21 protein-coding genes and 1 riboswitch are annotated in these 22,385 nt (G+C 66.2%); of the genes, 11 read left to right on the forward strand and 10 right to left on the reverse strand.

All coding sequences use genetic code 11. The features are described from left to right. Complete coding sequence (locus tag B3T59_RS06175; RefSeq protein WP_287001754.1) at window positions 1-297, forward strand: hypothetical protein; 297 nt, start codon at window positions 1-3, stop codon at window positions 295-297. A gap of 305 nt (window positions 298-602) precedes the next feature. Here B3T59_RS06175 and B3T59_RS06180 read toward each other — a convergent pair whose 3' ends face one another. Next, window positions 603-1,469: an oxidoreductase gene (locus B3T59_RS06180; RefSeq protein ID WP_251721202.1), complete on the reverse strand. Its 867-nt coding sequence runs from the start codon at window positions 1,467-1,469 to the stop codon at window positions 603-605. A gap of 73 nt (window positions 1,470-1,542) precedes the next feature. Further along, window positions 1,543-1,639, forward strand: a riboswitch (TPP riboswitch). Between B3T59_RS06180 and B3T59_RS06185 the strand changes: the two genes are divergently transcribed. From B3T59_RS06185 to B3T59_RS06195, 3 genes are all read left to right on the forward strand, one after another. Further along, the gene (locus B3T59_RS06185; protein WP_251721200.1) at window positions 1,633-2,406 is read left to right on the forward strand and encodes a 3-oxoacyl-ACP reductase; all 774 of its coding nucleotides are present in this window, start codon (window positions 1,633-1,635) and stop codon (window positions 2,404-2,406) included. Its footprint overlaps the riboswitch before it by 7 nt. 23 nt (window positions 2,407-2,429) lie before the next feature. Continuing rightward, a complete protein-coding gene (locus B3T59_RS06190) occupies window positions 2,430-2,639 on the forward strand; it encodes a hypothetical protein (RefSeq protein ID WP_064861396.1) in 210 nt (69 codons plus the stop codon). Window positions 2,640-2,857: 218 nt separating this feature from the next. Then, entirely contained in the window at window positions 2,858-3,442 is a 585-nt protein-coding gene (locus B3T59_RS06195) for a GNAT family N-acetyltransferase (protein WP_372495414.1), read from the forward strand. A 46-nt stretch (window positions 3,443-3,488) separates the two neighbouring features. Here B3T59_RS06195 and B3T59_RS06200 read toward each other — a convergent pair whose 3' ends face one another. Both B3T59_RS06200 and zapE read right to left on the reverse strand, forming a co-directional pair. Beyond that, window positions 3,489-4,466, reverse strand: coding sequence for an alpha/beta hydrolase (locus tag B3T59_RS06200; RefSeq protein WP_251721198.1), 978 nt, complete (start codon window positions 4,464-4,466; stop codon window positions 3,489-3,491). 171 nt (window positions 4,467-4,637) lie between these two features. Continuing rightward, entirely contained in the window at window positions 4,638-5,654 is a 1,017-nt protein-coding gene (gene zapE, locus B3T59_RS06205; RefSeq protein WP_064862991.1) for a cell division protein ZapE, read from the reverse strand. Window positions 5,655-5,689: 35 nt separating this feature from the next. Between zapE and B3T59_RS06210 the strand changes: the two genes are divergently transcribed. The 4 genes from B3T59_RS06210 (at window position 5,690) to msrB (ending at window position 9,921) form a co-directional block, all read left to right on the forward strand. Further along, entirely contained in the window at window positions 5,690-6,442 is a 753-nt protein-coding gene (locus B3T59_RS06210) for a pyrimidine reductase family protein (protein WP_064862990.1), read from the forward strand. Window positions 6,443-6,456: 14 nt separating this feature from the next. Beyond that, on the forward strand, window positions 6,457-8,070 hold the full coding sequence (locus B3T59_RS06215) for an alpha/beta hydrolase (protein ID WP_231895056.1): 1,614 nt from the start codon (window positions 6,457-6,459) through the stop codon (window positions 8,068-8,070). 89 nt (window positions 8,071-8,159) lie between these two features. Continuing rightward, window positions 8,160-9,431, forward strand: coding sequence for a glycosyltransferase family 87 protein (locus B3T59_RS06220; RefSeq protein ID WP_064862989.1), 1,272 nt, complete (start codon window positions 8,160-8,162; stop codon window positions 9,429-9,431). A gap of 43 nt (window positions 9,432-9,474) precedes the next feature. After that, window positions 9,475-9,921 (forward strand): peptide-methionine (R)-S-oxide reductase MsrB, encoded by a 447-nt coding sequence (msrB, locus tag B3T59_RS06225; RefSeq protein WP_251721196.1) that lies wholly within the window; start codon window positions 9,475-9,477, stop codon window positions 9,919-9,921. Between the two features lie 13 nt (window positions 9,922-9,934). Here msrB and B3T59_RS06230 read toward each other — a convergent pair whose 3' ends face one another. The 4 genes from B3T59_RS06230 to hemE all read right to left on the reverse strand — a co-directional run bounded on the left by B3T59_RS06230 (window position 9,935) and on the right by hemE (window position 13,922). Beyond that, the gene (locus tag B3T59_RS06230; RefSeq protein WP_251721194.1) at window positions 9,935-10,621 is read right to left on the reverse strand and encodes a haloacid dehalogenase type II; all 687 of its coding nucleotides are present in this window, start codon (window positions 10,619-10,621) and stop codon (window positions 9,935-9,937) included. A 20-nt stretch (window positions 10,622-10,641) separates the two neighbouring features. After that, window positions 10,642-11,337: a hydrogen peroxide-dependent heme synthase gene (gene hemQ, locus B3T59_RS06235; RefSeq protein WP_064863009.1), complete on the reverse strand. Its 696-nt coding sequence runs from the start codon at window positions 11,335-11,337 to the stop codon at window positions 10,642-10,644. 124 nt (window positions 11,338-11,461) lie between these two features. Continuing rightward, window positions 11,462-12,877, reverse strand: coding sequence for a protoporphyrinogen oxidase (gene hemG, locus B3T59_RS06240; protein WP_287001755.1), 1,416 nt, complete (start codon window positions 12,875-12,877; stop codon window positions 11,462-11,464). Window positions 12,878-12,896: 19 nt separating this feature from the next. Beyond that, window positions 12,897-13,922, reverse strand: a complete 1,026-nt coding sequence (gene hemE / locus B3T59_RS06245; protein WP_251721190.1) for a uroporphyrinogen decarboxylase — start codon at window positions 13,920-13,922, stop codon at window positions 12,897-12,899. Between the two features lie 195 nt (window positions 13,923-14,117). Here hemE and B3T59_RS06250 point away from each other — a divergent pair, with 195 nt between their 5' ends. Both B3T59_RS06250 and B3T59_RS06255 read left to right on the forward strand, forming a co-directional pair. Beyond that, on the forward strand, window positions 14,118-14,756 hold the full coding sequence (locus B3T59_RS06250; protein WP_287001756.1) for a DUF3000 domain-containing protein: 639 nt from the start codon (window positions 14,118-14,120) through the stop codon (window positions 14,754-14,756). Window positions 14,757-14,766: 10 nt separating this feature from the next. Continuing rightward, window positions 14,767-16,059, forward strand: coding sequence for a ribonuclease D (locus B3T59_RS06255; RefSeq protein WP_287001757.1), 1,293 nt, complete (start codon window positions 14,767-14,769; stop codon window positions 16,057-16,059). A 9-nt stretch (window positions 16,060-16,068) separates the two neighbouring features. On the opposite strand, the gene dxs is transcribed toward B3T59_RS06255, so the two are convergent. From dxs to B3T59_RS06270, 3 genes are all read right to left on the reverse strand, one after another. Further along, window positions 16,069-18,045 carry a 1-deoxy-D-xylulose-5-phosphate synthase gene (gene dxs, locus B3T59_RS06260; RefSeq protein WP_287001758.1) on the reverse strand — a complete coding sequence of 659 codons (1,977 nt, stop codon included), beginning with the start codon at window positions 18,043-18,045 and terminating at the stop codon, window positions 16,069-16,071. Window positions 18,046-18,150: 105 nt separating this feature from the next. Continuing rightward, entirely contained in the window at window positions 18,151-19,479 is a 1,329-nt protein-coding gene (locus B3T59_RS06265; RefSeq protein WP_287001759.1) for a class I SAM-dependent RNA methyltransferase, read from the reverse strand. 20 nt (window positions 19,480-19,499) lie between these two features. Beyond that, window positions 19,500-21,503, reverse strand: coding sequence for an APC family permease (locus B3T59_RS06270; protein WP_287001760.1), 2,004 nt, complete (start codon window positions 21,501-21,503; stop codon window positions 19,500-19,502). 216 nt (window positions 21,504-21,719) lie between these two features. Here B3T59_RS06270 and B3T59_RS06275 point away from each other — a divergent pair, with 216 nt between their 5' ends. Further along, window positions 21,720-22,385 (forward strand): potassium channel family protein, encoded by a 666-nt coding sequence (locus B3T59_RS06275; RefSeq protein WP_197500851.1) that lies wholly within the window; start codon window positions 21,720-21,722, stop codon window positions 22,383-22,385.

The raw sequence follows: 22,385 nt of genomic DNA on the forward strand, positions 1-22,385 counted from the left end.
ATGGCGCGCAGGAGACCGGCCGCGCTCGCCGTCGTCGAGGACGCACACGACAACCGGCCGGAACCGACGACCGAAGCGGAGCACCTGGCCGCGGTACCGCTCACGCCGTCGACCGACGAGGAGTACGCCGCGGCCTACGACGGACATACGGCCCGGTGCATCACCACGCGGGAATGCTCGTGCAACCCGTTCGCCGAGCACCCGCGCACGGTCGCCGACGCGGAGCGTGTGCCCTGGCCTCACTGGCGCGAGCACCTGGCGCACACGCGCTACCTGGCGAACGCTCGCGGCATCTGATCTGTGCACGCACTGTGCACGCACACACTCCGGTTCACCCCGGTTTCTCGCAGTCCGGCCACGGTTCGACACAACGGCATATATGCAGTTCAATCGGTGTTTCTGAGTTGGCGCCGGTTTGTGCCGGTTTCTCGCAAACGTCGAGATGCGAAAACTGACACGGAAGAGGTCACTGGTTCAATCCCAGTATCGCGCACCATGAGATCCCGCTGTTCGCAGCGGGATCTTTTCGTTTCGCGCCTGGGTCGGTTGTGTGGGATGCAGGGGTACAAAAATGCCCCCGAGGATCCCACGCAACAGCCGATCTACCCCCTCCGGATGGCCTCGACACTACGTTGCGCAATGACTGCCTCATCCAGAGACGCGGGGCGCAAACCATTCGGCCGGCCCGCGAGCTCGTCAAGGAAACTGAGCAACGCCGTTCGGGCGTCTGGGCCGGATGCCTCGACGAGGAGGTCGTCGCCCACCCGCAGAGTCCCGTCGTCGACCCGATAGAGGCGACCGACATCGTCACGCGCCGCCACATGGAATCCCAATGCGACTTCTGCGGACACCTCGACATGGACCTCCGCCACTCCGATATGCAGCAAGGCGCGCCCACCGCTGTCACTCAATCCATCAGTGGCTGAATAGAACTCAGTGTCAATCACCTCCACTCCCGTGTTCGGCCAGATGAGATCAATGAGGTGAGTCAGGTGTATCCCGAGATCGACAAACGATCCCGATCCTCCGCTGCGGGGATCGACCATCCACGACGCGTCGCCGTCGAACACGCCACGACGTCTGCCGTCGTGGCCGAATGTGAACGACGCATGAACAGGAGGCGCGGCAAGGAGCTCCAGGAAGCGCGCGACGGCAGGCACGTGGTGCAAGAAGAAGCCTGTCGCCGCCGGCACGTCACGCAGCGTTGCCGCGACGACCAGAGCTTCGTCCTCGGTGCATCCCAGCGGCTTTTCGATGAAGCATGCGACGTTCGCACTCGCCACCTCGCGCGCCTGCCGCAGGTGAGCAGTGGTGTTTCCGTCCAAGATCACCGCGTCGACGGAGGCGAGAGAGTGAGGTGCCTGGTCAGCGGACATGACGTCGACCATCCCTACGGCGGGATGTGCGTCGAGAGCAGCGAGATGGTCGCTGACGTGGACGTGGGTACCACCCCACAAAAGAACTCGCACGTCTTTACGCTACGAGTTCTCTGCGGTGCGTGCGTCGTGCTTGCGTTCGCCACCCGAGTGCGATCTGATTGCCACAACTGACACGGGGTGCCGACACGAGGTCGGCTGAGATCACACCCGCAGAACCTGCTCCAGTTAGCACTGGCGAAGGGATGGTCCGAAAATGGCTGCAGCGCCATCTCTTTCCGAGCACGTCGTACTGATCACCGGCGCGGGCCGCGGACTGGGCGCAGCGATCGCACGCGCCGCGGCCCGTGAGGGTGCCCGCGTGGTCGTCAACTATCGACGCAGCGCCGACACGGCAGCTGCGCTGGCGGCAGAGCTCGGCGACCGAGCCGTCGCCGTCGAAGCCGACGTGACCGATCCCGGCGCGGTGCAGGCAATGATCGACGCTGCGACAACGCATTTCGGCACCCCGATCACGGCGGTGGTGAACAACGCCCTCCCCGACTATTCGTTCAACGGCGACGCCCGCTCAACGGCCGACACCATTACCACGGCAGAACTCGACGACCAGTTCCGCGGAATCGTCGGCGGCGCATTGACAGTCGTGCAGGCGACCCTTCCGGGTATGCGAGAAGCCGGTAGAGGACGCATCGTCAACATCGGCACCAACCTCGTGCAGAATCCCGTTGTCCCGTATCACGACTACACAGCAGCCAAGGCCGCTCTCCTGGCGCTCACTCGCACGCTCGCCGCCGATCTCGGCCCGGACAACATCACAGTCAACATGGTCTCCGGCGGACTCCTACGCACCACCGACGCCAGCGCCGCGACACCTCCCGAGATCTTCGATGCCATCGCCGCGTCCACTCCCCTGCGGTCGGTCACGACTCCCGAGGAATTTGCCGACGCGACACTGTTTTTCCTCTCACCGGCGTCGCGTGCCGTTACCGGACAGAACCTTGTCGTCGACGGCGGCCTCGTCAAGGACTGAGCGTTGACAGGCATACTGCGAGCATGAACATCGACTATCGCCCGGGCAGTTTTACCGTCGTCGACGCATCAGGCCGCGAAGCCGCCTTCGACGGCGACCAGTACAAGTGGGAGATCACCGACGGCATGCTCATCGTCAACGCCATCACCACCGAGGGCCAGGGCGCTATGCCGTATGAGGTGACCGAACTACGCGAGATCTACGCGGGCTCGTGGCGACTCTCGCTGGGGTGAATCCAACGGTTCGTCAATCCGAGGGTTCGTCGTGGCCAAGGCCTTCCGATCGCCCTCCGACGCCTTAGCGGCGGTCGTAGAATCGTATGCATGACTGCTGATATGACACCCGGCTGCGACAACCCCGACTGCACCTGCGGACCCGACTGCTCGTGCGGCGCCAACTGCTCCTGCGGAAAGAAATAGCGCCGTCTGTGCCACTCGATCCGACCGGCCCAATCACCGCCGAAGCTGCACCCGAACATCATTCCCAGGACAGGTTCATCGTCGACGTCGTGGTCGACCCCTCGCTCGCCGTCGACGTCGCCGAGGTAGCTGCCGCCACCTTCCCCCTGGCCTGCCCGCCACACTCGTCACCCGCCGACATCGCGGGTTTCATCAACGCCAACCTGGCCGAGGCGAACTTCGCTGCGTACATCGCCAGCGACGAGAGTGACGTGCTGGTCGCCCGCACACCCGACGGCACGACGGTGGGCTACTCGCTCGTGCACCACCGGCCACCCTCCGACCCCGACGTCGCCGCCGTGGTCGTCGAGGCACCGTCGTCGGAGCTGTCGAAGATGTACGTCCTCCCCGACCATCACTCGCGGGGACGCACCGACCCGCCCGGACAGTTGTTGATGCGCGCCGCGATCGAGACGGCACGCGATCGCGGCAGCGTTCTCGTCTGGCTCGGCGTCAATCAGGAAAACATTCGCGCACAACGCTTTTACGCCAAGATGGGATTCGAGCGCGCCGGTGTCAAGACCTTCGACCTCAACGGCAGCATCGAGAACGACTTCATCCTGACCCGACGACTCTGATCCCGCAGGCTCTGATCACCACGGCCCAGGCCGCCCGACGGCGCGCTCAGCGCACCGGAACGTCGAGCGCCTTCGCGATCGTCGGCCATGCGCGGTGCAGATCCTGGTTCCAGTAGCCCCATGAGTGCAGACCCTGACGGAAGTTGTAGGTGATCTTCACGCCCGCCCTATCGGCCTTCTGTTTGAAGGCCTTCGTGCACTGCAGGGCGGCACTCTCGAGTGCGCCACCCACTGGCGAAGCAATGCCCGCCACGCCTAGCGAGAGATCAGGCAGTCCGTTGCCGACTGAGACGTAGATCGGCTTCCCGCGTAGCGAGGCGATGTGTTCTGCAGGGTCGTGTGCGGCCCAGAGCGGGCTGGTGATCGGTCCCCACATGTTGTCCGGGTTGCCGCCGCGCGTTTGGACGGTCGCCGCAGTCGCGCGACGGAAATCCGGTGTCCCCTGATCGAGACATCCGCTGAATGCTGCAACGCCCGAATACATTTCGGGATTTCGGACCGCGATCGACATCGCGCCGAGCGCGCCCATCGACAGCCCACCGATTGCTTTCACGCCGTTGGTGTCGAACCGCTTCTCGATAAGCGGCGGGAGTTCTTTGGTCAGAAACGTCTCCCACTGGTTGTTCTTGAGCACGGGGTCGTTCGACCGCCAGTCGGTGTAGTACGAGCCCGTCCCTCCGATCGGAAGCACCACGTAGACCTGCTTGTCGGCCATGAACTTCTCGATGTCGGTCTGGTAGGTCCAGCCGCTCTCGGTGTAGTTCGTGTAGACACCGCCGTCGATTCCGTCGAGGAGGTACAGGGTCGGACGCGGCTTCGAGCGATCGCGCGGCAACAGCACGCTGACCGTGATCCGTCGCCCCATGGCCGCGGAGTATGTCGTCACCTGCGCACGCGTCGCGGTCGCCATCCGTACCGCCTCGATGCGCGACGCATCGGTGGCGACGGCCGGGGCCGCAGACGCTGGCGCCGAAATCGCCACTCCCACAAAGAGTGCCGCGACCAACGCAACAGCCGCCGTCATCACTATCCGCACAAATACCCCCAGGGTCGAGTCAAACGAGACGCCGACGCATCCCGCCCATGAGCGCAGATTCCCGTCCCCCGACACGTCTACACTACTGAGGAGTAAGTAAAGCACGGCCGACTTTCAGTGAACACTCGAACACCGAAAAAGGTGGCCCACCAGACGGTGCTAGCCGATGGCTGATTCCGACGACCGAGACAGCGCGAGGAGTCGTGACGTCGCACGGAGATACTTCTTGCGGTACCCGCCGGCAAGCATCTCGTCGGTGAAGATCTCGTCGAGCTTCCCTCCCGACACGGTCACCGGAATGTCGGCGTCGTAGAGCCGGTCGGCGAGAACGACGAGGCGCAATGCCACCGATTGGTCCTTGGCCGGATGCACGTTACGGATGCCGACAAGGGAGACGCCGTCGACCAACGCCTTGTACTTCGACGGATGCAGCGTACTCAGGTGCTCACAGAGGGCGTCGAAATCGTCGAGGGTCGCGCCGGGCGTCGACTCTACGAGCGAAACGAGGTCGGCGTCGCTGCGCGGATCGGGGGCAGGCGGCAGATCGCGGTGGCGGTAGTCGGGTCCGTCGACGCGGATGGTATCGAAGACGGATGCGAGCTTGCGGATCTCCCGGAGGAAGTCCTGTGCCGCGAAACGCCCCTCACCGAGTTGCCCGGGAAGTGTGTTCGACGTCGCGGCGATCGACACACCTTGCTCGGTGAGTTCGGCGAGCAGTCGCGAGATCAGCATGGTGTCGCCGGGATCGTCGAGCTCGAACTCATCGATGCACAACACCGAGTGATCGGAGAGCCGCTCGACGGCCTGCATGAATCCGAGCGCGCCGACGAGATGCGTCACCTCGACGAACGTCGCGAACGACTTGGGTTCGGGCATGGCGTGGTAGATCGATGCCAACAGGTGCGTCTTGCCGACGCCGAACCCACCGTCGAGGTAGAGCCCGACGCCCTGCTGTTGCTTGTTGCGGGAGAACAATCCCCGTTTGCCACCGCGGACCTTGCGTGCGCGCGTCACGAAGTCGCGTGCGGCGTCGACGGCCTGCGACTGCGTAGGCTCGTTCGGGTCAGGGATGTAGGAGTCGAAGCTGACCTCGTCAAAGGTCGGTGGAGGCACCATCTCATCGATGAGAGCGTCGGGAGACACGACCGGATTGCGGTCGACAAGACTGGCCACCATAACCGGAGCCTAGCGATAGCTGTCGGAAGGACGGGATGCTCTACCTGCAGAAAGCGACCCAGGTCACATTCTCACCGGACAACGACCTCGACGGTCTGGCCGATCTGTACGCCTATCCGTCCGATCTGGAGGGCTCGTGGCTGCGCGTCAACATGGTGTCGACGCTCGACGGCGCGTCGGCGTTCCAGAACAAGTCGGGCGGCCTGGGGGGTGCAGGAGACAAGGCGATCTTTCGGGTTCTCCGCGGTCTGTGCGACGTCGTACTCGTCGGCGCGCGAACCGCGACGGCCGAGGGATACGGTCAGCCTGAACCCGACACCGCGTTCACCGACCGCAGGTCGGCGGCGGGTCAGCCGCCCGCACCACGCCTGGCCCTGACGACGCGGTCGCTGACGATCGACCCCGACTTCGCTCCACTGCGCGATCCCGGCACTGTCGTCATCACCACCGCCGGAGCCGACCCCGCCCGGCGGGCCCGTCTCGTCGACGCCGGCGCCACGCTCGTCGATTGCGGCGATGACTCGCTCGATCCCCACGTCGTCACGAACTACCTCGCCGCCAGCGGGTCCCCACGAATCCTGTGCGAGGGCGGCCCGAGCCTGCTCGGCTCCTTCGTCGACGCCGATCTCGTCGACGAGCTCTGCCTCACGATCAGTCCGAACCTGCTGTCCGGCGACGCGACGCGTATCGCCCACAGCGACAACGACGACGCGGCACTGCACCGTCTGCGCCCCGTGCACCTCCTCACCGACACCGACGGCTATGTCTTCAGCCGGTGGAGCCGTTGACTACGCTCGCCCACATGCGATCTGCGCGAGGCCGACACGGACAACCCCGGCGACCCCGTCACCCCTGGACCGTCGTCATCGGCGCCACCTGCGCTCTCGTCGCGGCGCTCGTCGTGTCGTCGTGCGCAGTCGGCCCCGACACCGGACCAGGACTCGTACCCGCGGGCGACGGCGGCGGCAACCAGTCTCCGGCGTCATCGAGTGCCGCACCACAGATCCCCGCACTGCAGAAGCCGCGCAACGAACTCGACTGGCGCGAGTGCGGTAGCCGGGTCGCACGGGACTACTCGACGACGGCGCCGAGCGGCGTGACCATCGAGTGCGCCACTCTGCCCTCCCCCATCGACCCCGATCGCCCCGGAGACACCGTCGACGTCGCGTTGACCCGGGCCCGGGTGGCCGATACCCCCGCCGACGCTGCGCCTCTGGTGCTGACCTCGGGCTCCGACCTTCCTTCGTCACGCACACTGCTGCTCCTCGCGGGCGGCGCGGGCAAGAAACTCCTCACGAGCAATCCGGTGGTCGCAGTCGACAGGCGCGGGATCGAACGCAGCGGCGCACTCGACTGCCTGACGCGCGACGAACGCTCGACGATCCGCAACAACGGCCTCGGTGGTGGGTCGTCGGACACATCTGCGCGGCTCACACGGCTGTCCGCCGCGGCGTCGACCGCCTCGGACGGCTGCACCGAAACACTTTCTCCTAACCAACTGCATTTCGGCATCTCCTACGCGGCGTCCGATCTGGAATCGCTGCGTGAGCGGTGGGGAGTCGACAGGCTCGGGCTGATCGGCGTGGGCGAGGGGTCAGACGTGGTCATCGCGTACACCGCCCAGTACGGCGGTCGGACCGGGCGCATCATCCTCGACACACCGACGCCCTTCGGCGCGAATGCCCGTGACACCGGCGCCAACGAAGCGACCGGAGTCCAGGCCGCACTGCGAACCTTCGCCCAGCGCTGTTCCTCTCTGCCGTCGTGCGCGTTCGGGGCCAACGGAACCCAGACGATGCAGAGCGTGCTCGACAAGGGGCGCGACGGTCAGCTGGGCGGCATGTCGGACACCGATGCGCTGACCGCGATCACCACGGCACTCGCACTCGCGCCCAACAGTCCCGACGGAATCAACTCGGTGGCATCGGCCATCGCCGCCGCCGACCGCGGAGACACCCGTGCCCTCTCCGGACTCGCCGACGATGCGGCGTCGCTGCGTGAGTCGGACGGACAGCTCGTCGCCGCGTGCAACGACGTGTCCGGACCGATCGGCCAGAACGAGATTCCCGGCCTTGCAACGACCTGGAGCAAGCAGAATCCGCTCACCGGAAACAACTCGGCACTCTCGCTCGGTAGGTGCCTCGGCTGGGCGTCGACACCCACGGTCAATCCGCCGAACTCGTACCCTGTCCCACCGCTGCTGCTCAACGGCACCGGCGATTCGATCAACGGCGGCAACGGCATCTCGACCGTCAACACGGTGCTGACAAAGGCGGGCGCAGACTCGGTCAGCGTGACGTGGGAGGGCCTGGGCTACTCGGTGCTCGCCCGCAGTGACTGCGCTGCCGACGCGGTCTCCGACTACATCGAGCAGGCACCGCTGAGCGGGCCGTCGGAACGCGGTTGTCCGACCTGACCGAGTCCTGCAAAACGCGTCGCAGGATTCCTACGCCGGCACGGCGGGGCCGACGCCGTGTCGGACGCCACTCGTAGTACGGTTCGCGGGTGGCCTCTCTCGACAGGATTCTCTACCCGCAGATGACGGTGCAGCGGATCATCCCGCTGGTGCTGTGGCCGCTCACGATCATGACGGCGATCCACCGGTCGGTGATTCTCGCGATCAACGGCGACCGGACCGACGACTTCACGCCCGTCTACCAGGCCGCGTTGCGGTTCATGAACAACCAGTCGGTCTACAACGAGAATCTCAACACCGTCGACCCGCATTATCTGTATCCGCCATCCGGGACACTGTTGATGGCACCGATCTCGGTGCTGGATCCGCAGACCGCACGCTGGACCTTCATCGGGGTCAGTGTGCTTGCGTTGGTGATCTCGGCGCTTCTTCTCACCAAGCTCTTTGGATACTCACTCAAGTCGTGGGTCTTGCCGACCATCCTGTTCTTCTTCTTCATGACAGAGTCGACGGCCCACACTCTGATCTTCACGAACTTCAATGCCTTTGTGCTGCTTGGCATGTCCGCATTCATGCTCCTGATGATGAAGCGTCAGGATTGGTGGGCCGGTGTACCGATCGGGCTGACCATCGCCGTCAAGCCGGTGCTCGCCCCCCTCCTGCTGCTCCCGCTGCTCAACCGTCAGTGGCGCATCCTGGTCACCGGAATAGCCGTCCCGCTGATCCTCATGGTCATCGCGTGGCCGCTGTCGGCGGACCCGAAAGCCTTCATCGACCGAACACTCCCCTATCTCGGCGAGGCACGCGACTACTACAACAGCTCGATCGCGGGCAACGGCGCCTACTTCGGTGTCGCACCGTGGCTGGTACTCGTTCTGCGCATCGCGTTCGTTCTGATGGCCGTGTTCTCGCTGTGGTTCCTGTACCGCTACTACCGCACGACCAATGAACTGCTATGGCTGACCACCTCGTCGGGTGTGCTGCTGACCACCACGTTCCTCGTGGGCGCGCTCGGGCAGGGCTACTACTCGATGCTGCTGTTCCCGTTGATCATGACCGTCCTGATCCCGGGCTCAACCATCCGCAACTGGCCGGCGTGGCTCGGGATATACGGCTGCATGACTTTCGACTCGTTCTACTCCCGCGAATGGACGGCCTTCGGCTGGATGCTGGAATACAACAAGGTCACCTACGGCTGGTCGCTGTTGATGATTGCCGTGTTCTGCTCACTGCTGTTCCGTTATCTCGACGTGCGGGGACAGGGTGAGGGTTCGCTCCAGCGGCAACCGGAGGTTCCGGCCGCCGAGGCACCGTCGTCCACAGACACCGCGGCTGACCGGACCGTCAGCCAGCCTCGATAACGGGCCAGTGGCACGGCCAATGCGACACTCGTACCGTTGAGTCATGACATCTGAGACTTCTGGAAAGTCGACTTCCGAGAGCCCCGAACAACTGTCGAACCTCACCGACGAGCAGTGGCGTGAACGCCTCACCCCGCAGGAATTCCGCGTGCTGCGGCAGGCGGGCACCGAAGCGCCGTTCGTCGGCGAGTACACCGACACCAAGACCACCGGCGTGTACCGGTGTCGAGCGTGCGGTGCCGAATTGTTCCGCAGCGACCAGAAATTCGATTCGCACTGCGGATGGCCGTCGTTCTTCTCACCGTTGGCGGGCGACGCGATCATCGAACGATCCGACGACTCGATGGGGATGCGACGCACCGAGGTTCTGTGCGCCACCTGCGGCTCGCACCTGGGCCACGTCTTCGCCGGCGAGGGCTACGACACCCCGACCGACCTGCGGTACTGCATCAACTCGATCAGCATGACGTTGGAGCCGGACGACAGCTGACAGGTCGCGCCGATCAGCAGCCGAGCTGATCGGCCAGGTCGTCGAATCCTGTGGCGCGGAAGTCGTCGAGCGAGTTCGGGGTTTCGTCTTTGTGCACCGGACCCCACTCCCGCGGACGTTCGACGTAGGCGGTGCGCAGTCCGCACGCGCGCGCCGCGTCGAGATCCCACGCGTGCGTGGCGACCATCAGGACGTCTGACGGCTCAACCTGCATGAGGCGAACGATCCCGAGGTAGACCTCCGGCGACGGTTTGTAATGCCGCCACAGGTCGGCGCCACCGAGGAAATCCCAGTCGAATCCGTTGTGTTTGGCCATCTCGGCGAGTAGCGCCACGTGTCCGTTGCTCAACGCGGAGACGATGAACTTCGACGTCAATCGGCGTATTCCGCCCGCCGCGTCAGGCCACTCGGGAATTACGTGCCAGGCGTGGACGGCCGCGTCCAGCCGCGCCGGGGTCGCCGTGATGTCGTACGAGTCCCGCAGCAATGCGTCCAGTGACTCGCGGTGGATGTCGTCGAGCAGTGTCCACTGCCTGGCACCCGATTCGATCAGCTCCAGCGAGGGCGCGTAGGTGTCTCGCCAGTCGTTCGCGAGCTGTGAGGCGCCGACGGTCGGAAACTGTTCGGCCAGAACAGCACTCACACCCGTATGCCAATCGGTGACGGTGCCGAACGTGTCGACGGCCAGGACCTTGACCACGTGCCCTCCTCGTTCGTGAACTAAGGCAGCGCGTCGACGAGGTCGACGACCTCGACGCGTGGTCCCGTGAAGAACGGAATCTCCTCGCGCACGTGACGGCGAGCCTCGGTGGCGCGCAGATCGCGCATCAGGTCGACGATCCGGTGCAACTCCTGAGCCTCGAAGGCGAGCAACCACTCGTAGTCTCCGAGCGCGAACGAAGCAACCGTGTTGGCCCTGACGTCCTTGTAACCACGTGCAGCCTTGCCGTGTTCCGCGAGGATCGTCCGACGCTCCTCGTCGGGGAGCAGATACCAGTCGTAGGAGCGCACGAACGGATAGACGCAGATGTACTTTCCTGCCTCTTCACCGGCGAGGAAAGCGGGCACGTGGCTCTTGTTGAACTCTGCGGGCCGGTGCAGCGCCGCTGCGCTCCACACCGGATCGCACGCCTGGCCGAGCACCGTCTCGCGGCGGAATCGGCTGTAGGCGGCCTGCAACTGCTCGATGTGCTCGGCGTGCCACCAGATCATGAAGTCAGCGTCGGCGCGCAGTCCCGACACGTCGTACACGCCGCGCACGACGACGCCCTCGTCCTCCAGCGACTTGAAGAAGTCGGTGGCGTCGGACTTGGCCTGGTCACGCTCGTCGCCGAGCTCGCCAGGGCGCACGGCGAAGACCGAGAACATCAGGTAGCGGATCGTCGAGTTCAGTGCAGTGTAGTCGAGGCGGCTCATGGGATCAATGGTGCCACCGGCGCGCGCCCTCGAACCGGGCAGGGTGGTCTCCACTCGGGAGCTCACCAGCGCTCGCGCCCGCTCGACCAGCGGAGCCAGGCTCGCGCCCGCTCGCCCAGCGGAGTCACGGCTCCAGGTCGCCGAGCAGGCGTTCGACGGCCCTGCCTGCCTGACCGATGCACGCGGGTACCCCGACGCCACGCACCGCATTGCCCGCCAGGGCGAGCCCCGCGGGCAGCGACGCTTCCACCCTCGCCATCGCCGCGAGATGTCCTGGCGCGTAACGCGGTAGCTCCCATCGCTGCACGAACGTGTCGATGACGCGTCCGGTCAACGGCTCGATGCCTGCGGCTGCGCACACTCGATCGAGATCGGCCAGCGCCCAGTCGCGCAGGCGATCGTCGATGCCCGGCTCGACGTCCTCGTCGGGAATCGACTGCCCGTACCGGCCGAAAGACGCACGCACCGACAGCAACTCGCCTGGTTCGCCGAGATGCGCCCACTTGCGCGAGCTGAGTGTGAAAGCCTTGGCGCGCAAATCTTCTCCCGTTGCGACGAGGACGCCGGAATTGTCGGGAAGTGCGGTGTCAGGTGCCAGCGTGATGGACACGACCACCGATCGCGCCCGCTCGACAGCCAGCAACGTCGACGCGGCGTCGGGCGCCTCTCGGCGGAGCATGTGTCCCGTCATCCAGCACGGTGTCGACAGAACGACGCCGTCGTAGCTCGCATCGGTAGCGGCCGGCCGACCGCCCGTGAAGAGGGCCCACCGCGAGCCGTTGCGTCGGACGTCGGTCACCGCGGCGCAGGTGCGGAGGTCTGGTCGCGCGGCGTCGAGCAGCGCCTCGACGAGGACGCGATATCCGCCGATCAACGTTCCGAAGACCGGCCCGGTCGTGGTCGGGTTGGCAAGCAAGGCGCCGACCGCCGCCGTCAGACTCGGCGCACCCGCATCGAGCTGTGCCGCCAGAGCCGGAAGTGCTTCGCGCACACCGATATCCGCGGCGAGGCTCGAATACACGCCGCCGAGCATCGGGTCGACGCTGCGCGACACCACCGACGGACCGAACCGGTGGGCGACAAGATCTCCCACAGAGACGTCGGTACCGGGAGCCCATTCCAACGGGCGGTCGGGTTCGGCACGCATCCGCTCGAGATCTGCCGGATCGACCAGACCGGCCACCGCGTCGGGCGTCGCGGGAATCCCCATCAGCGCGGGGCGGGGCATGTCGTGCAATCGGCCGCACGCCCACAGTGCGGGTCGACGCCCGGTCGGTGACACCACCCGATCAGCCAGACCGAGCTCGGTGACCAAGCCGAGCGCCTCCGGTCGTCGCACGATGAACGCCTCGGCGCCCACATCAACGAGCACTGATCCCCGACCGTCAGCACCGACGTCGACCGTCTTGAGGATTCCGCCCGTCCGCTCCCCTGCTTCGTAGAGGTCGATACGTGCGTCGGGACCGAGTCGCTGCCGCAGCCGGAACGCCGCGGTGAGACCCGAGATGCCCGCTCCGACAACGGCGACGTCGATGGTCATGTCCTCACCTCGCGAACGTTCAGATCGAATGGACCAGTTCTACGGTCCGCGTGATCACATCCGGATCGGTTCCCGGCAGCACACCGTGCCCCAGGTTGAAGATGTGCCCTGCGGCGCCGTGCACGACGGCACGCTCGCCCTCGGCGACGATGCGTCGGACATGTTCGTCGATCGTGGCCCCACCTGCGAAAAGCACTGTCGGATCGAGGTTTCCCTGCACTGCGACACCTCCGCCGACGCGGCGCGCGGCATCGTCGAGCGGCACGCGCCAGTCGACGCCGATCACGTCGGCCCCGACCTTGGTCATGGACTCGAGCAACTCCCCCGTTCCGACACCGAAGTGGATGCGGGGCACGCCGAAATCGGAGACCTCGGCCAGCACGCGCGCACTGTGCGGCGCGACGAACGTCCGGTAGTCGGCATCCGAGAGCGCACCCGCCCACGAGTCGAAGAGCTGGATCGCGTCGACTCCGGCGTCGAGCTGGGTCCGTAGGAAGGTGATGGTGATGTCGGCGAGGCGACCCATCAACGCATGCCAGAGTCCCGGATTGGAGTACATCATCGACTTGGTGATCGTGTAGTTGCGGCTCGGCCCGCCCTCGATCAGATACGAGGCGAGGGTGAACGGCGCACCCGCGAATCCGATGAGTGCGGTTTCGTCGTCGAGTTCGTCGAGGATCAACCCGATGGCACGCGCGATCGCGCCCACCGATTGGGGGTCGAGCGCCGGGAGCTGCGCCACGTCGTCGACGGTACGCACCGGATGCGCGATGACCGGGCCGGTACCCGCGACGATGTCGAGCTCGACACCGGCAGCCTTGAGCGGCACGACGATGTCGGAGAAGAGGATTGCTGCATCGACGTCGTGGCGGCGCACCGGTTGCATCGTGATCTCACAGACCATCGCCGGGTCGAAGCACGACTCGAGCATCCCGTGATCGGCGCGAATGGCACGGTATTCGGGCAGGGAGCGACCTGCCTGCCGCATGAACCACACCGGACGTCGTGTGGGTGCGCCGCCGGTCGCGGCAGCGATGAGCGGCATCTGAGCATGATTTCGGCGCGTGCGGGCAGGGTGTGACATCACCGATCACTCTGCCATGTGGGGCACAGACCCAGGCCGACCAGGTCGGCCTTGCTCGCCGAGTTCCCCCGCCTGCCTCGACACGCCGACGACCGAGGACCTACCTGCCCGGCGCGCCTCCCGTCGGCCACGCCTACCTCACTCTACCGTCGAGATGTGACCTCCTCCGGAGCTCCGACGGAGCCTGCTGACTTCCGCACCGCGGTCGAGTCGCTGCACACCGCCCAGATTCGGCGCGACATCGAGGTCGGGCCGATCCGTCCCCCGCAGCGACTCGCCCCGTACAGCTATGCCGTGGGCGCCGAAGTCCGCGTACCCGATATCAACGACGACGTGCCGGTCGACTCGTCGGGAAGTGCATTCGGCCGACTGGTCCTGCTCTACGACCCGGCAGGCCAGGACGCCTGGAACGGCACCATGCGCCTCGTCGCCTACATTCAGGCCGAGGTCGAGGCCGCGCTGGCAATGGATCCTCTCCTGCCCGAGGTGGCGTGGAGTTGGCTGTCCGACGCGCTGGGCGCCGAGGTGGGTTCGACGTCGAGCGACGGCTCGCGGACGTCGCGGACCGGCGAACCGATCGTCGTCACCGCGCTCGGCGGAACTGTCACGTCGACGACGTCGGTGCGCTACGGAGACATCGCCGGACCACCCAGGGCGCATCAACTCGAACTGCGAGCCTCGTGGACCGCACCGACCTCCGACGGCCTCGGTGGCCATCTCGAGGCGTTCTGCGACGTCCTGTCGTCGGCTGCGGGCCTCCCCCCGGTCGGGGTCACCGAACTCGGCTCGGTGTGAGTCCATCGGCATGAGTACATCCGACGAGCGGCCCGCCGACCCCGGCAACGAGGTCGTCGCCGAACCGTCCGTCGAACCACTACTCGCACCAGCCGACGGTGTTCCACCGGTGCTGTCCCGCGCGGCGGACTTCGCCTATGCCGCCGAATGCCTTGCCGCCGGAACCGGCCCCATCGCCGTCGACACCGAACGCGCCTCGGGATATCGATACTCGCAGCGTGCGTACCTCGTTCAGTTGCGTCGCACCGGCTCCGGCTCGTTTCTGCTCGACCCGATCAGCGAGCCAGAGGCCCTGGCCCCGGTGATCGAGGCGCTCGACGGCCCGGAGTGGGTGTTGCACGCCGCCGATCAGGATCTGCCCTGCCTACGCGAACTCGGTTTCCGCTGCGAGACGGTCTTCGACACCGAACTGGCCGGACGGCTGCTCGGAGAACCCAAGGTCAATCTCGCGGCGATGGTCGCCACCTATCTCGAACTCGGCCTGCAGAAGGGCCACGGGGCCGCTGACTGGTCGCGGCGACCGCTCCCCGACGACTGGCTCAACTACGCAGCGCTCGACGTCGAGGTGCTCGTCGAATTGCGCGACGCCGTGCAACAGGCGCTGCTAGAGCAGGGTAAGGACGAATGGGCGCGCCAGGAGTTCCGATACGTTCTCGACCGGCCGGCTCCTGCCCCACGCGTCGACAAATGGCGCAGGACCGCCAACGTGCACACGGTGAAGAACAGCCGATCGTTGGCTGCGGTCCGCGAGCTCTGGGCTGCGCGTGAAGAACTCGCCCAGCGACGCGATGTCGCGCCCGGCCGGATTCTGCCGGATTCGGCCATCGTCACCGCGGCCAACGCCATGCCTACATCGCAGGCGGAGCTGACCCGACTTCCCGTCTTCGGCGGCCCACGGCAACGACGTCAGGCCGGCACCTGGCTCAGCGCGATCGATCGTGCACGCAGCCTCCCCGAATCCCAACTGCCGTCGAAACGCGGTCCGACAGTAGGACTCCCGCCGATCAGCAGGTGGGAGCAGCGCAACCCCGACGCCGCGAAGCGCATCGCGCAGATCCGTCCGATCGTCAAAGAGATCGCCGAGAACAACACCGTGCCCGTCGAGAATCTGCTCGCGCCCGACCTGGTACGCCAACTCGCTTGGGACGGAGTAGATCTGCCCGCGACACCCCCCGCCGTCGACGCATATCTCGCGGCGGGCGGTGCGCGGCCGTGGCAGCGCGAACTGACTGACGTCGCTCTTGCAGACGGACTCAATGCCGCTGCGGAAGCGCCTGCGGCCGAGCCGGATTCGACGAGCTGACCTCGAGCGTCAGCCCCGGTCGCCCTCCGGCGTGTCGGCGCCGGCACCATCACGCGCCACGTCGATCGCCTCGTCGGCGTGCTCGAGCTCTGGCACCGTCTCCATCCCCGACACCGTGGCCGTGATCGACCGCGCGAGATCCTGAGCCGTCAGACCGAGCTCGGCCAGAATCTCGCCACGCGACGCATGTTCGATGAAACGCTGCGGAATCCCGCGAAGTTGCACGGGCACAGGCACTTCCGCGTCGGAGAGGGCGGCGCTGACGGCAGCTCCCACTCCCCCGCTCACACCGCTGTCCTCGAGCGTCACCACCAGCCGATGTCGGCGCGCGAGGTCGACGATCGACTCGGCGACGGGCAGCACCCACCGCGGATCGACGACCGTCGCGTCGATGCCCTGCTTGGCCAGCCGGTCCGCGGTGTCGACGGCGAGACCACAGAACGCGCCGACGGCGACGATGAGTACGTCGCCCGACGCTTTTCCGACGCCAGGTGACGACCGACGCAGGATGTCGACGCCGTCGTCGAGACGCTCCACCGCGCGAATGTCTTCGGGTACAGCGCCCTTTGAGAAGCGCAGTGCGGTCGGGCCGTCGTCGACGGCAAGCGCTTCGTCGAATTCTTCGCGAAGGCGGACGGCGTCGCGCGGTGCGGCAACGCGCAAACCGGGAACCATCGCCATCAGCGACAGATCCCACATGCCATGGTGACTGGGGCCGTCCGGCCCGGTGATCCCGGCACGGTCGAGGACGAGGGTGACCGGCTGACGCAGCAACGCGACGTCCATGAGGAGCTGGTCGAATGCGCGGTTGAGGAATGTCGAGTAGATCGCGACCACGGGGTGCATGCCGCCCAGCGCGAGACCCGCCGCCGAGGTGAGCGCGTGCTGTTCGGCGATGCCTACGTCGAACATCCGATCGGGATACTTCTCGCCGAACGGTGCGAGCCCGGTCGGGCCGGGCATCGCAGCGGTGATCGCGACCACGTCGGGACGCGTCGCACCCGCTTCGAGGAGTGCCGCGGAGAACACCGACGTCCAGTCCTGCGCCGACACCGACTTCGCACGGCCGGTCTTGGGATCGATCACACCGGTCGAGTGCATCTGATCCGCCACATGATTCTCGGCGTGGATGTAGCCGTTGCCCTTGCGGGTGACGGCGTGCACGATGACCGGACCGCCGAAGGATCGGGCCCGCGCGAACGCCGCCTCGAGCGCTTCGACATCGTGGCCGTCGACCGGCCCGAGGTACTTGAGACCGAGGTCGGTGAACATCTGCTGGGGCGCGAGGAGGTCTTTGATCCCGCTTTTCATGCCATGCAGCACCGCGTACGCGGGTCCGCCCACAACGGGCAACATCTGCATCACACGACGGCTCTCGTCGAGGAAGCGTTCGTATCCGGGCTGGAGTCTCAGACCCGACAGGTGCGCCGCGACGCCGCCGATGGTCGGTGCGTAGGAGCGCCCGTTGTCGTTGACGACAATCACGACCGAGCGGTCGGAATCGGCGATGTTGTTGATCGCCTCCCAACACATTCCGCCGGTGAGCGCGCCGTCGCCGACGATCGCGACGACCGTGCGGTCCTGACCGGTCAGAGCGAACGACTTCGCCAGTCCGTCGGCGTAACTCAACGCTGCTGATGCGTGCGAGGACTCGACCCAGTCGTGCTCGCTCTCGGCGCGATCCTGGTATCCGGTGAGTCCGTCGCGTTGACGCAACTCGTCGAAGCCCGCGGCCCGTCCGGTGACGATCTTGTGCACGTACGACTGGTGGCCGGTGTCGAAGATCACGGGGTCGACAGGCGAATCGAAGACGCGGTGGAGCGCGAGCGTCAGCTCGACGACCCCCAGGTTGGGGCCGAGGTGGCCACCTGTGGCCGACACTTTCTCGATGAGGAATTCACGGATCTCACCGGCGAGTACCACGACCTCATCCGGCGACAACGCCTTGAGATCGGCCGGGGAAGAGATCCGCTCGAGCACACTCATCGAGTCCTCCTACTACGCACACCGGCCGCGCGGGCTTGTCGCGGTCGTGTCGAACAGTCTACGGACCTCGCGGCAGTGCCCTGGGTCACCACAACCGCGAGCTGGTCACACACCGGCGGCCGCGATCGGCATCAGCACTGCGATCGCCTCGACGTGGTGCGTCAGCGGGAAGGCGTCGAATGCCCGCATCCTGGTGACCGCGTATCCGCGTTCGGTGAACAGCGCGAGGTCACGTGCGAACCGCGCGGCGTCGCAGCCGACGTGCACGACGATCTCGGGCGACGCGGCGACGATCCTGTCGATCACGCGGGTGCCTGCGCCGGTTCGCGGCGGGTCGAGGACGACGACGTCCGGTGACGGCAACGACTCGATCACATCGGCGACCTCGCCATGATGAGTGGTCACCGACGAGTCCTCCTCGTCGAACACCGCATCAGCCGCGGCCAGTGCGGCGGCGTCGGAGTCGACGATGTGGACCTCACGGAGGTCGAGAGTGTCGACGAGGGCGCCCGCGAACACACCGGCTCCGCCGTAGAGATCCCAACAGGTCGCGGGTGGCGAGACGTCGGTCGAAGCGACGAACTCGGCGACGGTCTGCGCGTAGACGGTCGGTGCCATTCGGTGTGCCTGCCAGAAGCCGGTCACCGGAATCGACCACTCCCGCTCGCCCACGCGGTGGCGGGCGGCGGCGTCGCCTTCGAGTACCGTTGTGGCCCTGCGTGATTCGACACTACGTCGACGACGCTGCGCGGCGCTCCTGCCACGATCGCGACGAGAATGTCGCCGCGGCGCCACTGCCGGCGCGAGTTCGGTGATGTGCCTGCGGCCGACGTCGTCGGCGACGATCGCCAACTCCGCACCGGGCGTGAAGCGGCGGTCGTCGAGCCCGTCGAGCAGACCTGCGACCGGCTGTACACAGTCGACACCGACGACGAGGTCGCCGCTGTGGAAGCGGTGCTGTCCGCTTCGGCCTGCGTCGTCCACCGCGAGGCGCGTCCGCACACGCCAGCCGGTGGCGTCGTCGGACAATGAGCGGATGCCGATCGAGGGTGGCGCATCGGGGTCGGCGTCGGCGGCGCACCAGGCGTGGACGCGATCGGCGGTGAAATGACCGACCCGCACGAGCACGTCCTCGAGCGCCTGAGCCTTCAACGTCCGCGCGTGGCCCGGTTCGATGAAGGCGAGGTCGCAGCAGCCTGCGCCGTGAGCAGCCGCCGGGCAGATCGTCTCGACGCGATGCGGCGAGGGGTCGAGGATCTCTATCGCCTCCGCGCGCCAGAACGACTCCGCTCGGGTGTCGACGACGCGCGCCGTGACCGTCTCCCCGGGAATGGCGCCGCGCACGAACACCACACGTCCGTCATCAAGTCGCCCGACGGCATCTCCCCCGTTGGCCGGGCGATCAACCCGCACGGTGACGACAGGTGCGGTCACGGGTCGTTGCGGCGTGGAGCTCACTGGCCACCCAGCGCTCGTCGGGTGTCACCTGGGGCGTTGTACTCGAGGTCGTCGCGGCGTCGGTCCGACGACGTGAGCTGCCAGGGCACCGACGTGACCATGACGCCCGGCTCGAACAGCAGGCGCGTCTTGAGGCGCAGTGCCGACTGGTTGTGCAGAATCTGCTCCCACCAGTGACCGACGACGTATTCGGGGATGAAGACGGTGATCACGTCGCGCGGATGCTCGCGGCGCACCCGACGCACGTACTCGATCACCGGGCTCGTGATCTCCCGGTATGGCGACGCAATCACCTTGAGCGGCACCTTGATGTCGCTTTCCTCCCACTGCGACACCAGTATTCGCCTGTCGCGGTCGTCGACGTTGACCGTGATGGCCTCGAGGACGTCCGGCCGCGTGGCGCGGGCGTAGAGCAACGCGCGCTTGGTCGCCATGTGCAGCGTGGAGACCAGGACGATCGAGTGTGTGCGGCTCGGGAGAACCTGGTCTTCCTCTGCTTCGACACGCTCGAGTTCGCGTTGGACCGATGCGTAGTGGTGGTGGATCAGCTTCATCAGCACGAACAGGATCACCATCGCGAGGATGGCGATCCATGCACCCGCGGTGAACTTGGTGATGAGCACCACCACCAGGACCGTCGCCGTCATCACCAGGCCAACCGAGTTGATGACCCTGGACTGCTTCATTCGACGCCTGGCACGCGGATCGGTCTCGTGTCGCAACAGACGCGTCCAGTGACGCACCATGCCCGCCTGGCTCAGCGTGAACGAGACGAACACGCCGACGATGTAGAGCTGGATGAGTGCGGTGACCTCACCGCCGAATGCGACGACGAATGCGATCGCCGCGACGGCAAGGAAGATGATGCCGTTGCTGAAGGCGAGGCGATCACCACGAGTGTGCAACTGTCGGGGCAGGAACCGGTCCTGCGCAAGAACCGAACCGAGTACCGGGAATCCGTTGAACGCGGTGTTGGCCGCGAGCAGCAGGATGAGGGCCGTGGCGACGGCCACGAAGTAGAAGCCCGCCGGGAAACTCTCGAAGACGGCCTGCGCGAGCTGCGCGATGAGCGCCTCCTGCTGAAAGCCGGGTGGCGCGCCGATCAGGTCGCGCGCCGGGTCGGAGACGTACTTGGCGCCGACCCGCTCGGCGAGCCAGACGATCCCGAGCAGCAGCACGATCGCGATCGTTCCCAGCATGAGCAGCGTCGTGGCTGCGTTGCGCGACTTCGGTTTCTGGAATGCGGGCACGCCGTTGCTGATCGCCTCGACACCGGTCAGTGCCGCCGAACCCGACGAAAACGCTCGCGCGATGAGGAAGATGAAAGCCACACCGGCGAGATGCGTGTTCTCCGCGCGAATACCGAAGTCGGCGGTCTCGGCGCGGACGTCACGTCCGAGGACGAAGATCTCGGTCGCGCCCCACAGGAGCATCGCGATGACCCCGATGATGAACGCGTAGGTGGGAATGGCCAGCACCGAGCCGGATTCCTTGATGCCGCGCAGGTTGACGGCTGCGAGCACGACGATCGCCGCCACACAGAACCACACCCGATGCTCGTGCACGAACGGGATGGCGGAACCGATGTTCTCCGCGGCCGACGAGATCGAAACCGCGACGGTCAGCACGTAGTCGACGAGCAGCGCGCTGCCGACGACCAGACCCGCCGTCGATCCGAGATTGACGGTTGCCACCTCGTAGTCGCCGCCCCCGGACGGATAGGCGTGGACGTTCTGTCGGTAGCTCGCGACGACCACCGCCATCACGACAGCGACAGCGATCGCGATCCAGGGCGCCAGGGTCATGGCGCTGAGACCTGCAACCGAGAGGACCAGGAAGATCTCCTGCGGCGCGTAGGCGACAGACGACATAGCGTCAGAGGCGAACACGGGCAGCGCGATCCGCTTGGGCAGCAGCGTGTGGCCCAATTTGTCACTACGGAACGGCCTGCCGAGCAGCAGTCGTTTCGTCGCAACAGACGCCTTTGACACGGTGGACACCACGCAACACTAAGACCTAGCGCTCGTGTTGGGCCACTACGGCCCCGGCGAGGTCTATCAAGCGGCTGTGAACTCCGCGTGTGGGCCAGTTCGCACGGCCCGATGTCGCCGGGGTCATCGGGCGGGTAGGTTCAAGTCGCGCGGACAATCGGCGGCAACCGCCTGCGTCGACGCTCCACCGCGCCCGACTAGCAGTGAACCCACGAGAGGATCGATGTGCGGGTAGTCATCATGGGGTGCGGACGAGTGGGATCGTCCCTGGCGATGGCCATGCAGAAGCGCGGTCACCAGGTGGCCATCATCGACCGCGATCCGGCCGCGTTCACACGACTGTCCGACGACTTCACCGGCGAGCAGATCGTCGGGGTCGGGTTCGATCGCGACGTACTCGCCCGCGCCGGGATCGACCGAGCCGACTCGTTCGCCGCGGTGTCCTCGGGCGACAACTCCAACATCATCGCCGCGCGCGTCGCGCGCGAGACCTTCGACGTCCCTCGCGTCGTCGCCAGAATCTACGACGCGAAGCGAGCCCAGGTCTATGAGCGACTCGGGATTCCCACCGTCGCAACGGTGCCGTGGACGACCGAGCGTTTCGTCTCGGCTCTCGGCGAGACGTCGACGACAACGGAGTGGCGCGATCCGTCGGGAACCATCGCGATCGCCCAGCTCGACATCCACGAGTCGTGGATCGGCATCACGTCGGTGAAGTTCCAAGAGCTCTCCGGGGCCCGCCTGTCTTTTCTGAACCGCCACGGCAAACCGATCCTCCCCGAAGCCAAAACCGTTCTGCAACAAGACGACATCGTGTTCGCATCGGTCCGCCTCGACGATCTCGCCGGTGTGCGCGCACTCGTCGCAGCGCCGCTGGCCCATGCCGATTAG

Source organism: Gordonia sp. UBA7860 (assembly GCF_002500165.1).
In the GTDB taxonomy this organism is placed as follows: Bacteria; Actinomycetota; Actinomycetes; order Mycobacteriales; family Mycobacteriaceae; genus Gordonia; species Gordonia sputi.

Excerpts from the sequence above, each read along its gene's own strand:
- B3T59_RS06215 (WP_231895056.1), top strand. The coding sequence starts at position 6,457 with ATGCGATCTGCGCGAGGCCGACACGGACAACCCCGGCGACCCCGTCAC.
- B3T59_RS06185 (WP_251721200.1), top strand. The coding sequence starts at position 1,633 with ATGGCTGCAGCGCCATCTCTTTCCGAGCACGTCGTACTGATCACCGGC.
- hemG (WP_287001755.1), bottom strand. The coding sequence starts at position 12,877 with ATGACCATCGACGTCGCCGTTGTCGGAGCGGGCATCTCGGGTCTCACC.
- B3T59_RS06175 (WP_287001754.1), top strand. The coding sequence starts at position 1 with ATGGCGCGCAGGAGACCGGCCGCGCTCGCCGTCGTCGAGGACGCACAC.
- msrB (WP_251721196.1), top strand. The coding sequence starts at position 9,475 with ATGACATCTGAGACTTCTGGAAAGTCGACTTCCGAGAGCCCCGAACAA.
- zapE (WP_064862991.1), bottom strand. The coding sequence starts at position 5,654 with ATGGTGGCCAGTCTTGTCGACCGCAATCCGGTCGTGTCTCCCGACGCT.
- B3T59_RS06255 (WP_287001757.1), top strand. The coding sequence starts at position 14,767 with ATGAGTACATCCGACGAGCGGCCCGCCGACCCCGGCAACGAGGTCGTC.
- B3T59_RS06200 (WP_251721198.1), bottom strand. The coding sequence starts at position 4,466 with ATGACGGCGGCTGTTGCGTTGGTCGCGGCACTCTTTGTGGGAGTGGCG.
- B3T59_RS06190 (WP_064861396.1), top strand. The coding sequence starts at position 2,430 with ATGAACATCGACTATCGCCCGGGCAGTTTTACCGTCGTCGACGCATCA.
- hemE (WP_251721190.1), bottom strand. The coding sequence starts at position 13,922 with ATGCCGCTCATCGCTGCCGCGACCGGCGGCGCACCCACACGACGTCCG.
- dxs (WP_287001758.1), bottom strand. The coding sequence starts at position 18,045 with ATGAGTGTGCTCGAGCGGATCTCTTCCCCGGCCGATCTCAAGGCGTTG.
- B3T59_RS06210 (WP_064862990.1), top strand. The coding sequence starts at position 5,690 with ATGCTCTACCTGCAGAAAGCGACCCAGGTCACATTCTCACCGGACAAC.
- hemQ (WP_064863009.1), bottom strand. The coding sequence starts at position 11,337 with ATGAGCCGCCTCGACTACACTGCACTGAACTCGACGATCCGCTACCTG.